The organism is Methylobacterium sp. UNC378MF (assembly GCF_900103195.1).
Classification (GTDB): Bacteria; Pseudomonadota; Alphaproteobacteria; order Rhizobiales; family Beijerinckiaceae; genus Methylobacterium.
In genome coordinates this window covers 179,831-190,721 of record NZ_FMWU01000012.1, presented here as the reverse complement: position 1 = coordinate 190,721, position 10,891 = coordinate 179,831, and the positions used below count along the sequence as shown (strand labels likewise).

Here is a 10,891-nt window from a genome sequence, read left to right as displayed (position 1 = left end):
GATCGCCTCCAGCAGCGTCTTCTCGGAGACGAAATGGACATAGGCCTCGACCGAGAACTTCGTGGCCGAGAGGATGCCGCGGGTCGACAGCACGTAGGCGCGGTCGAAGCCGACGCCCTCGGCCAGCTTGAGCCAGCGCTCGATGCCGCCGTCGCCCTCGTGGTCGCCGTCATGGTCGACGATGCGCTGGCGCCAGATCCGCCGCAGCGACGCGTCGGTCATGCGCGCCAGCACGGCGGCGTCCTTCACCGGGATCATCGCCTGGTAGTAGTAGCGGTTCAGCGCCCAGGCCCGGACCTGATCCTTCGACAACTTGCCGTCGTGTAGCAGCCGGTGAAACGGGTGCAGGTTGTGGTAGCGGCGCGCGCCGATGTCGCGCAGGGCCGCCTCCAGCTCTTCGGCACTCAGGAGACGCTGGCTGTCGGCCGCGTCGGGGGTCGGAAAGATGGCGTTCATGGCGTGTCCGGGACTGTGCCTGTGACAGCAGAGGAAGTGAACCTGCCCCGGACCCGCTTTGATTCAGATCAAGAACCTGCAGGATCTGACACCTTAGTCCCGAAGGTGCCGAATGACCCGTCCGTCTGCCACGGATTTCTGGCACGGGCGGTCCCTCTCGGTGGCTGGCAAGGATTTGCCTGCGCCCCATCCCGGAGCCACCCCGATGTTGCCCGAACGTGTCGGTGATCTTCTCGCCACCAGGGCGCTGCACAGCGTGCGCGGCTCGTTCACGGTCGCCGCAGCCTGCCATAAGTTGCGAGCGTACTGCATCGGGGCGGTTGCAGTGCTGGACGGATCGAAGCTCGTCGGTATCTTGAGCGAGCGCGACATCCTTGTCCGCGTTATCGCCGGTCATCGGGACCCGATGCTCGTCCTGGTCCGGGAGGTTATGACGCCAGATCCACGCACGATCCCGGCGCACGCATCCGTCGCAGAGGCGCTTCGCGTCATGCGGGCCGGGGGGTTTCGCCATCTCCCGGTCACGCGGCATGGGGTCGTGATCGGCATGCTCTCCCTGCGGGATATCCCGTACCATTTCCAGGTGTCCGGGCATGAGCCCCGAGCGGCCCTGGCGGCTCCTGCTCTTGGTTGAGCGCAGTCCATCCCCCGGGGCCACCCGATCGGTGCTAAGCTTGAGGCAGATCAAGGCACCCTTCCCGCGATCGACCTATTCGGATCCGACGAAGGATCGGGCACTGCAATGCCGAAGCACACGGGACCCGTCCTCGTTGTCGATGACGACGAGGCCGTCCGCGACTCGCTGAAATTCGCCCTGGAACTCGAGGGGCTGGATGTCCGGCTATACGCGGGCGGCGCGGAGCTTTTGCGCGACACCGCGTTGCCGAGCACCGGTTGTCTCCTGGTCGACTACGCGATGCCCGACATGGACGGGCTCAAGCTCGTCGGACATCTGCGCGAACACAACGTTGTCCTTCCCGCCATCCTGATGACCGGGCGGCCTTCCGGCGATCTGCGGCGCCTTGCAGCCGATGCCGGCTTCAGACGCCTGGTGGAGAAACCGTTCGAGGACGGTTCGCTGCTCGAAGGCATTCAGGACGCCCTCTCCGCGGGACGATGATCGGGTGGTCCTCCGTAAAACCCCTTAAGAGAAGCACCCGAATTTCGCCTCTGCGGGGAGGAGCGTAGCCAGGCGCTACGTTCCGATCCCGGAGGCTTCCATGCAGACCGCCCTCGCCACCGCCGGCCTTGCTCCCGTCTTCGCCGGAAACATGCCGGCCATCGCCCTCCCGCCTCTCCCCGCATCCGAGTCCCGGACCCTGACGCGGCGGACATATGAGGCCAATGCCGAGATCTATGCCGAGGGGGATCGGGCCCTGTCCTTCTACAAGGTCGCCGTCGGGGTCGTGCGCACCTACAAGCTCCTGTCGGATGGGCGGCGACAGATCAGTGCGTTCTACCTGCCGGGCGACATCTTCGGCCTGGAATCCGGTGAGGATCACCGCTTCAGCGCCGACGCCGTGACGGAGACGCGGCTGATCATCCACCGCCGCGAGCCGCGCGCGCTCGCGGGCGACGACGGACTCTTGGCCCGCGAAGTCGTGGCCGCGATGATGCGCGACCTGGAGCGGGCGCAGGAGCATATGATGCTGCTCGGGCGCAAGTCCGCCAGGGAACGGATCGCAAGCTTCCTCCTCGCGCTTTCTGAGCGGACGAAGTCGGAGGGCGGAGCGATCTGCCTGCCGATGTCGCGCAACGACATGGCCGACCATCTCGGCCTGACGATCGAGAGCGTGTCCCGAGCCGTGACCCAGCTCGAGCGCGACGGGCTGATCGAGCTGCCGCCGAACCGCCGGACCGTGATCCTGCGCAACGCTGCCGCCCTGCGCCACCTGGCGGACTGAATGGGGCGCAGGCCGGGAGGCCTAACCGGGTTCGCGGATACCGGAACCGTCATCCGCGCCGCAGGCCGCATGCCCGCGCAGGAGCATCGCCCGGATCCGGTGCGTGCGCGCCATCGCCCAGAGCACATACAAAGCGGGCCGCGCCCTGTCCGGATCGAGCCGCGCCGCCTTCTCGGCGAGGCTGCCCGCCAACGCCTCATGGGTGCGCGCTCGGAGCAGCATGTCCGCGGGGGTATCCCATTCCGACCGGGACGGTCGCCCCGGCTGGATGGGATCCTTGAAGGATCGCAGGGCCATTTCTTCGCTCAAGGATAGAGACGCAGGCGGCGCCAACCCGGACCGTCCTTCATGAATCGGATCCGGTCGTGGAGGCGAAATGCGCCATCCTGCCAGAACTCGATCGAGACCGGTGCGATCCGGTACCCCGACCAATGTGCCGGGCGCGGCACCGGACCACCATCGAAGCGGACTGACGCGGCCGCGACCTCGCGCTCCAGGGTCGCGCGGTCGACGAGCGGTTGCGACTGCCGGCTCGCATGGGCGCCGATGCGGCTCTCCCGCGGGCGGCTGGCAAAATAGAGGTCGGCATCCTCCGGGGAGAGCCGGGTGACGGACCCGCGGGCGCGCACCTGACGACGGAGGCTCTTCCAGTGCAGCACGATGGCCGCCTGGGCATTCTCGACGAGTTCCTCGCCCTTCGTGGACTGGTCGTTCGTGAAGAACACGAATCCGCGCGCGTCGAAGGCTTTCAAGAGCATGATCCGGACATCCGGCAGGCCATCGGCTCCGCTCGTCGCGAGCGCCATCGCGTTCGGATCGTTCGGCTCGGATCGCGCCGCCTCGGCCATCCAGTCCTGGAAGAGCGACCAGGGTTCCTCCCGGAGCGTGAAGTCGTCCGATGCCGGACCGGTCGCCGGAATCGCCCCGCATCCTCGCGTTCGCATCGCCGGGTTTGCCGTCATGGCCGCCCTACCCTCCGCCGATCTTCCCGGCGACTTTGCCAAGTCTTCGGGCCTCGGCTTACGAATGCCGTCCCGTTCCCGGCGTTGATTCACGTCAAGGACGCGGCGCGGCGAGACCGGAGCGACGCCCGGACCGGGCTCGGCTCATCAGGCCTGCGACGGCGTTGACTTCGTCGTCGCGCCGGGCGCGTCGATCCCGTGCATCAAGTCATGAACCGCGAAGGCATCGGTTCAGGCTTCGGCCAAGCCGTCCGACATCGGGCCGGCGGTCGCCGCGCCATCTTCGGCGACCCGATCGGGGCGGCAAGCTCGGCAGTTTGATCCTGATCAAGGATCGGACTGGGCGAGTCGCGTTCATGGACGCGTCTGCCAAGCTGGCCATCGCCACTTATCCCTGGATCGAACCACGTCCATGTTCCGACAGATCATCCCTGCGGCCGTCGCACTCGGGCTCGTCACGAATCCTGCGAAATCCGCCGATCTTCCGACCTTCGCAGCCTCTCCCGAAGCGCCTCCGCTCGTCGCGAGCTGGTCTCCATGGCTCGTGCGGGTCCGCGCCCTCGGCGTCCTTCCGGATGCCGGCGCGCGTCTGGCGGCAGCGGGTGCGCCGATTGCCGGTGCCGGGGTCCGCATCACGGACTCGGCAATTCCCGAACTCGACATCTCCTACTTCTTCACCCGCAACATCGCTGCAGAGTTGATTCTCGGCGTGACGCGGCACGGCATCCAGGGCGCCGGTACTCTTGCAGGAACGCGCATCGGCAGCACTTGGATTCTGCCCCCGACCCTCACGCTGCAATATCACTTCGACGGCTTCGGTCCCTTGAAGCCCTACATTGGCGCAGGCGTGAACTACTCGATCTTCTTCGGCGAGCGGGAGCGCGGCGGCTTCACGGGCTTTCGCCTCTCGAACAGCTTTGCGCCCGCCCTCCAGGCTGGCTTCGATTACATGCTCGATGAGCACTGGGGTGTGAACGTCGACGTGAAGAAGCTCTTCCTGGACACCAAGGTCAAGCTGAATGCCGGCGTGATCCGAGGGCGTGTCGACATCGATCCTTGGATCGTCGGTGCCGGCATAACCTACAAGTTCTAGCACCATCAGCGCTCCGTCTGCATCGACGAACTGTGCGCCAGCCAGGATCTGGCTGCGCTGCGTGCCGCTGTCGTCAGAACCTGGTCCGCGGCGGCATCAAGGCCCGGTTGATCTCGATCAAAGCGGGCGGGAGGCCGCGTGCTAGGTTCGGCTCGCCGGGTCGAGACCCCGGCGCGACCGAGGCGACCTCGCCAACGTCGTTACCTCCCATCGACTCGGTCCCGCAGCCGTCAGGCAGGCGGGGCCACCTTCGAGGCAGTCTCCTGGCCGCATCCGGCACGACGCGGCCGGGATCGGGAAAGGCGGCGCGGGATCCGCTCCGCCGTCGCGCCGCCCCGACGGGTCGCGGACAAACCCGCCTGCATGCCCGAGCCCCAGATCCCGCATCAGCCTGCGGTCGACCCTGGCGCGGGCTCCGCCGGGTCGTCGGTGGCGCGTCAACTCGCGGGCGCCGTCACGGCTGCCCACCCGCCGGCAGCGGGTCGGCAACCGGCCGGAACGCCGACACGACGGCGGAATCGGTATCGAGACGCCCCGCTCCGATCAGATCGAGGCAGTAGGGGATCGCCGGTATCACGGCCAGCAACGAAATGCGGATCGCGGAGGGGCGCCCCGGGAGATTGACGATGAGGGCGCGGCCTCGGATGCCGGCCGTCTGGCGGGACAGAATGGCGGTGGGGACCTGCTCCAGGCTCCGCGCACGGAGCATTTCGCCGAAGCCCGGCATCATCCTCTCGCACGCCGCCTGTGTGCCCTCCGGCGTCAGGTCGCGCGGCGCAGGGCCGGTTCCCCCCGTCGTGAGGACGAGATCGCAGCGTTCCACGTCGACAAGCGCGACGATGGCATCGCGCACGCTCTCCATCCCGTCCGGGACGAGGCGGCAGACGGGCTTCCAGGGCGAGAGCAGCATGGCCGCGAGTTCCCGACGGATCGCAGGACCGCCTTCGTCGCGATAGAGACCGGCCGCGGCCCGATCCGACACGGTCAGGATGCCGATGCGTGCCGGGCCGGTGACGAGTCCGCTCACGCCTAACCCCCTGTGACGCTCATGTGCCGCGCGATGGCGGGGCCGGAGATCCGGTCGGCGACGAAGTCGTGGCCGCTCGGCTTGTGCGCGATGGCGTCGTCGATGGCGTCGTGGAGGAGTCCGTCGCCCTCGGAACCGCGCAGGGCGGCGCGCAGGTCGCGACCGGCCTCGTGCCCGAGGCAGGTGTAGAGCTGTCCGGCGCAGGTCACGCGAACCCGATTGCAGCCCTCGCAGAACGTGTGGGTGAGCGGCGTGATGAAGCCGAGGCGGCCACCGGTCTCGGCCACGCGGACATAGCGCGCAGGACCGGCGGAGCGGTAGGCGAGCGGCTCCAGGGTCAGCGTGCGCGACAGACGCTGGCGCACCACGTCGAGGGGCAGAAACCGCGCCGCGCGGTCATGCCCGGTCTCGCCGAGCGGCATGACTTCGATCAGGGTCAGGTCCATCCCCCGCCCGTGGGCGAAGCGGACGAGATCGCTCAGCTCGTCCTCGTTGACGTCCCGCAGGGCGACGACGTTGAGCTTCACGGACAGGCCCGCGCTCTGTGCGGCGTCGAGACCGTTCAGGACCTCGGCCAAGTCGCCCCTGCGGGTGATGGTGCGGTACCGATCCGGGTCCAACGTATCGAGCGAAACGTTGATGCGCCGGACTCCGCAGGCTGCCAGATCCTGCGCCCGCTGCGCCAGCATCGTGCCGTTGGTCGTCAAGGTCAGCTCGTCCAGAGTTCCGGCATCCAGGTGCCGGCTCAAGCTACCCAGCAGCGCGGTCACGTCGCGGCGGACCAAGGGCTCGCCGCCCGTGAGGCGGATCCGGCGCACGCCGCGCGCGACGAAGGCGGAGCAGAGCCGGTCGAGCTCCTCCAGGGTCAGAAGGTCCCGCCGAGGCAGAAAGGTCATCTGCTCGGACATGCAGTACGTGCAGCGCAGGTCGCAGCGGTCCGTCACCGACACGCGCAAGTAGTTCACATGCCGGCCGTATCCATCGACGAGGGGCCGGCCGTGTCCCGAGAATGCCGGACAGGTCATCGCAGGGACTCCGAAGGCACCCTGGCGGCCCGGCCGCGCGGGCGGCGACAAGTCAGTGGCCATGTTCGCATGTCTGGGATCTTTCCGGCGGCCTGAGAGCGAACTCGACCATGCGGCGCAGGCAAGCGAGGCCGGGCTCGGCCGATTGCCCCATGATTCCGAGCATTGTGATCCAGTCTTCGTCAGCCGCACCGTCGGAGAACAGCCGTACCGCACGGGCCGCGAACGCCCCCGGTGCCACACCAGCCTGGCTGGACGCCTCTCGAACGCGCCCGAGCAGGACGAGGTCGTTCAGCTGAACCAGGGCCTCGGCGGCGACCGCCTCGTCGTCGAGGTGTGCGATGATGTCGCCGAGCAGCATGATTGGGCCTTCAATGGACGTTGAACGTGCCGGGGGTGGGCACCTCGATGCCCTCGATCTTCGCTTGGCCGAGGAGGCGCGCGACGTATTGAGCCTGTGCGCGGCGGCGGACGGCCTCCGACAAGTACTCGGCGACGCGCTTTCGGACGGCCTCAAACGGCACCGTGCCGCCCGCAACGTGACGGTCGAGGCGGATGACGTGGAATCCGTACCGGGTCTCGACGGGCGCCGGCGAGAACTCGCCCGCCCGCATCGTGAGGAGCGCCCGCTCGAATTCCGGAGTGGTCTGCCCGGCCGTGATCTGGCCGAGGCTGCCGCCGAGCTTTCCCGATGGGCAGGCGGAATGGACGCGCGCGAGTTCGCCGAACGTGTCCGGCTCGACCCGCAGCATATCGAGGGCCATCAGGGCATTGAATCGTGCCAGTTCATAAGCGGTCGCATTGTCCTTCGTCGCAGCGAAGAGGATGTGCGAGGCTTGATAGATGTCGGAAGACCGGAAGCGGGCGAGATTGCGCTCGTAATAGCGCTGGCATTCCTGCTCCGTAGGCTCGGGGACGACCGCCTCGCGCTCGACGAGCGCGCGCATCTTGGCCTCCTCATCGGTCTCGAGGCGACCTTCCGCGTCGACCGCAGGCTCGGCTTGGATGCCGAGCCGCCTGGCCTCCTGGGACAGCGCCTCCCGCAGGACGAGCGCGAGCGCGGCCGCTTTCCACGCCGCACCTGGCGTGGGCGCGGCGTGGTTTTGGACCTCGTGCGAGATCATCGCCCGGGAAATGGTCACGCCGTTGACCCGGATCGGCACCCTGGGTGCGGCGGGCACGGTGTGGAGCGAGCAGGCGGACATCGTTCGGTCCTCGGATGCGGGAGGGGGCGCGGCCCCGGAGAGGTCCCCGGGGCCTCGGCTCACTCGGCGGCTTGCGGAGCCGGCGCGGGCCGGAGGCCGCGGGCGGGAACGGGAAGCAACGCGGGCTGGCGAACGGCCTGCGGCTTCTTCGTGCGCACCACTTGGTAGCCGCGGCGGCCGAGGTACCAGACCGGTGCCGACCAGACGTGGACCAGTCGTGTGAACGGGAAGACGAGGAAGATGGTCATGCCGAGCACGAGGTGCAGCTTGAACACCGGGTTAACGTCGGCGACGAGATCCGCGACACCGGGCTTGAGCGTCAGCACACCCTGAGCCCAGTTCATGAACTTGACCATCTCGTGGCCGTCCATGTGGCCGAGCGATATCGGGATCGTCGAGAGCCCGAGGATCAGCTGTGCGTAGAGCATCAGCAGGATGGCTGTGTCAGAGAACGACGACGTTGCTCGAATACGCGGATCATAAAGGCGGCGGTGGACCAACAAGGTCAGGCCGACGAAGCAGGCTGTCCCGGCGACGCCGCCCGCCACGATGGCGAGCCCCTGCTTGAAACCATGGCCGATGCCCAGCGCATCGAAGACTGCGATGGGCGTCAGGAGCCCGACGAGGTGTCCGGCGAAGATGGCCAGGACGCCGACGTGGAACAGCACCGAGCCGAGCATGAGTTGCTTACGGCGCAGCAGCTGACTGGAACCGGTCTTCCAAGTGTACTGCTCGCGGTCGAAGCGGATCAGCGAACCGACCAGGAAAGTGGTCAAGCAGAGGTAGGGATACCAGCCAAACAGGATGTGATTGAGATCGATGGTCATGGCTCTCAATCCTCAGGCGCGGGAGGACAGGTGGGTGAAGACGGTGCGCGCGGGACGGACCTCGTCGACCGCGACCCCGGGGGCAGGACGCCGGGCCTGGCGTACCTTCGCGGTCAGGACGTCGACCCCGCATTCGGCGCCTGAGCCGAGGCCGAAGCGGACTTCCTCCTCCTCCCATGCGGCGTCGAGCGCCCGCAGGTCGGTCGGATCGTCACCGGCGTCCGGAACGACGGCGTCGAGGGCCTCGGCCGTCGGTTGCGCGGCGGCGATGGCAACGAGCGCCTCGAACACCGCCGCGTAGGCGGATTCCTTCTTGCGCAGGCGCTCGCCGAGCGCCGCGAATACGTGCGCCGGTTCCGACAGCAGGTGGCGCGCCTCGTCCTGCGGCCGCAGGGAGCAGAACTCCAGGAAGAGCGGGACGAAATCCGGAAGTTCGCCGCAATCGATCTCGAAGCCGGCCGTGGCGTAGACCGAGCGCAAGTCGACCATCGCCTGCCCGCGGTCGCGACTCTCGCCGTGCACGTGCTCGAACAGGTGCAGCGACAGCGAGCGGGTGCGGTCGAACAGCATCCCGTATCGCTCCTGCAGATCGTAGACGTCCTCGACGGAGAGCGCCGACAGCAGCGGCTCCAGCGCCTCGAGCTGCCCCGTCGCAACGACCGCCTCCTCGTGCAGGAGGTCGCGGATCTCGGGAACGGCCGAAGCCTGTGCGGATGAAGGGTAGGCGAGCAGGGCCGAGAGGGCCTTCAGCGTCTTCATGGTGGACCTCCTTCGCGCCGTCACGCCACTTCCATCGGAGTCTTGGCCCGGGCAGGCTTGGGCGCACCGAACAGGTTCGTCTCCGTCGTCCCGCCCGAGCAGCCGTTTCCGAAGGAGAAGCCGCAGGATCCGCGCAGATCGTAGGCATCCTCGATGCCCATCTCGCGGTGGCTGGTCGGGATCACGAACCGGTCCTCGTAGTTCGCGATGGCCATGACCCGGTACATGTCCTCGATCTGGGCGCCGGTCAGCCCGACGCGCTTCGCGACCGCCTCGTCGAGAACGCCATCGATGGTTTTGGCGCGCATGTAGGCGCGCATCGCGAGCATGCGCTCCAGGCCGGTGACCACCGGCGCCTCCTTTCCCGCCGTCAGGAGGTTGGCGAGGTATTTCACCGGGATGCGCAGGCTCTTCACGTCCGGCATCTCGCCGTCGAGACCGATCTTGCCGGCGGAGGCGGCCGACTGGATCGGCGAGAGCGGCGGCACGTACCAGACCATCGGCAGGGTCCGGTATTCGGGGTGGAGCGGGAACGCGATCTTCCACTCCATCGCCATCTTGTAGACCGGCGACCGTCGGGCGGCCTCGAGCCAAGCCTCGGCGATGCCGGCCTTGCGCGCCTCGGCGATCACGTGCGGGTCCGCGGGATCGAGGAACACCCTGAGTTGCGCCTCGTAGAGATCCTCCTCGTCGCGCGTCGAAGCCGCCGACTCGATGCGGTCGGCGTCGTAGAGAACCACGCCCAGGTAGCGGATGCGGCCGACGCAGGTCTCCGAGCAGACCGTCGGCTGACCGGCCTCCAGACGCGGATAGCAAAGCGTGCATTTCTCGGACTTACCCGAAGACCAGTTGTAGTAGATCTTCTTGTAGGGGCAGCCTGAGACGCACATGCGCCAGCCGCGGCACTTGTCCTGGTCGATCAGGACGACGCCATCCTCCTCGCGCTTGTAGATCGCGCCCGAGGGGCAGGAGGCGACGCAGGCCGGGTTGAGGCAATGCTCGCACAACCGCGGCAGGTACATCATGAAGGTGTTCTCGAACTGGCCGTAGATCTCCTCCTCGACCCCTTCGAAGTTCTTGTCCTGGCGGCGCTTGGCGAACTCGCCGCCCAGGATCTCCTCCCAATTCGGGCCCCACTCGATCTTCTCCATGCGTGCGCCGGTGATCTTCGAGCGGGGACGGGCGGTAGGGAAGGCCTGGACCTCGGGCGCTCTCTGCAAATGCTGATAGTCGAAATCAAACGGCTCGTAATAATCGTCGATTTCCGGCAAATCCGGATTGGCGAAGATGTTGGCGAGGATGCGCCACTTCGCGCCGATCCGCGGCTCGATCTTGCCGTTCGGGCGGCGGGTCCATCCGCCCTTCCACTTGTCCTGGTTTTCCCAATCCTTGGGGTAGCCGATGCCCGGCTTCGTCTCGACGTTGTTGAACCAGGCGTATTCGACCCCCTCGCGGTTGGTCCAGACGTTCTTGCAGGTCACCGAACAGGTGTGGCAGCCGATGCACTTGTCGAGGTTGAGAACCATCGCGATCTGCGCGCGGACTTTCATGACAGGGTCCTCTTGGCTGCCGTTGGTCACGGTGCCAGTCATTGGGACGGATACCCGCGGGACCGGCCGCGGGACATTCGGGA

General features: G+C 67.4%; 13 protein-coding genes and 1 pseudogene. 4 read left to right on the top strand and 10 right to left on the bottom strand.

The features are described from left to right. Positions 1-456 (bottom strand): annotated as a pseudogene (locus BLT59_RS14710) (pyrroloquinoline-quinone synthase PqqC); the annotation flags it as partial. A 205-nt stretch (positions 457-661) separates the two neighbouring features. Here BLT59_RS14710 and BLT59_RS14705 point away from each other — a divergent pair. The 3 genes from BLT59_RS14705 to BLT59_RS14695 all read left to right on the top strand — a co-directional run bounded on the left by BLT59_RS14705 (position 662) and on the right by BLT59_RS14695 (position 2,360). Next, entirely contained in the window at positions 662-1,090 is a 429-nt protein-coding gene (locus BLT59_RS14705) for a CBS domain-containing protein (protein WP_091781342.1), read from the top strand. A gap of 108 nt (positions 1,091-1,198) precedes the next feature. After that, the gene (locus BLT59_RS14700) at positions 1,199-1,576 is read left to right on the top strand and encodes a response regulator transcription factor (protein ID WP_091781339.1); all 378 of its coding nucleotides are present in this window, start codon (positions 1,199-1,201) and stop codon (positions 1,574-1,576) included. Between the two features lie 100 nt (positions 1,577-1,676). Further along, positions 1,677-2,360, top strand: coding sequence for a helix-turn-helix domain-containing protein (locus BLT59_RS14695; protein WP_091781336.1), 684 nt, complete (start codon positions 1,677-1,679; stop codon positions 2,358-2,360). Between the two features lie 21 nt (positions 2,361-2,381). On the opposite strand, the gene BLT59_RS14690 is transcribed toward BLT59_RS14695, so the two are convergent. Continuing rightward, the gene (locus tag BLT59_RS14690; RefSeq protein WP_139174052.1) at positions 2,382-2,582 is read right to left on the bottom strand and encodes a hypothetical protein; all 201 of its coding nucleotides are present in this window, start codon (positions 2,580-2,582) and stop codon (positions 2,382-2,384) included. A gap of 83 nt (positions 2,583-2,665) precedes the next feature. Continuing rightward, positions 2,666-3,304 carry a pyridoxamine 5'-phosphate oxidase gene (gene pdxH / locus BLT59_RS14685; RefSeq protein WP_210185976.1) on the bottom strand — a complete coding sequence of 213 codons (639 nt, stop codon included), beginning with the start codon at positions 3,302-3,304 and terminating at the stop codon, positions 2,666-2,668. Between the two features lie 430 nt (positions 3,305-3,734). Between pdxH and BLT59_RS14680 the strand changes: the two genes are divergently transcribed. Next, entirely contained in the window at positions 3,735-4,415 is a 681-nt protein-coding gene (locus BLT59_RS14680) for an OmpW/AlkL family protein (RefSeq protein ID WP_091781327.1), read from the top strand. Between the two features lie 454 nt (positions 4,416-4,869). On the opposite strand, the gene mog is transcribed toward BLT59_RS14680, so the two are convergent. The 7 genes from mog to narH are packed head-to-tail and all read right to left on the bottom strand — an operon-like array spanning position 4,870 to position 10,808. After that, positions 4,870-5,442 (bottom strand): molybdopterin adenylyltransferase, encoded by a 573-nt coding sequence (gene mog / locus BLT59_RS14675; RefSeq protein ID WP_091781324.1) that lies wholly within the window; start codon positions 5,440-5,442, stop codon positions 4,870-4,872. Between the two features lie 2 nt (positions 5,443-5,444). Beyond that, a complete protein-coding gene (gene moaA, locus BLT59_RS14670; protein WP_091781320.1) occupies positions 5,445-6,467 on the bottom strand; it encodes a GTP 3',8-cyclase MoaA in 1,023 nt (340 codons plus the stop codon). A 52-nt stretch (positions 6,468-6,519) separates the two neighbouring features. Beyond that, a complete protein-coding gene (locus BLT59_RS14665) occupies positions 6,520-6,828 on the bottom strand; it encodes a hypothetical protein (protein WP_091781317.1) in 309 nt (102 codons plus the stop codon). Between the two features lie 10 nt (positions 6,829-6,838). Then, positions 6,839-7,672: a peptidylprolyl isomerase gene (locus tag BLT59_RS14660; protein ID WP_091781314.1), complete on the bottom strand. Its 834-nt coding sequence runs from the start codon at positions 7,670-7,672 to the stop codon at positions 6,839-6,841. A gap of 59 nt (positions 7,673-7,731) precedes the next feature. Then, complete coding sequence (narI, locus tag BLT59_RS14655) at positions 7,732-8,499, bottom strand: respiratory nitrate reductase subunit gamma (protein ID WP_091781311.1); 768 nt, start codon at positions 8,497-8,499, stop codon at positions 7,732-7,734. Positions 8,500-8,511: 12 nt separating this feature from the next. Then, entirely contained in the window at positions 8,512-9,258 is a 747-nt protein-coding gene (gene narJ, locus BLT59_RS14650; RefSeq protein ID WP_091781308.1) for a nitrate reductase molybdenum cofactor assembly chaperone, read from the bottom strand. Positions 9,259-9,278: 20 nt separating this feature from the next. After that, entirely contained in the window at positions 9,279-10,808 is a 1,530-nt protein-coding gene (gene narH, locus BLT59_RS14645; RefSeq protein ID WP_091781306.1) for a nitrate reductase subunit beta, read from the bottom strand. Positions 10,809-10,891: the final 83 nt, after the last annotated feature.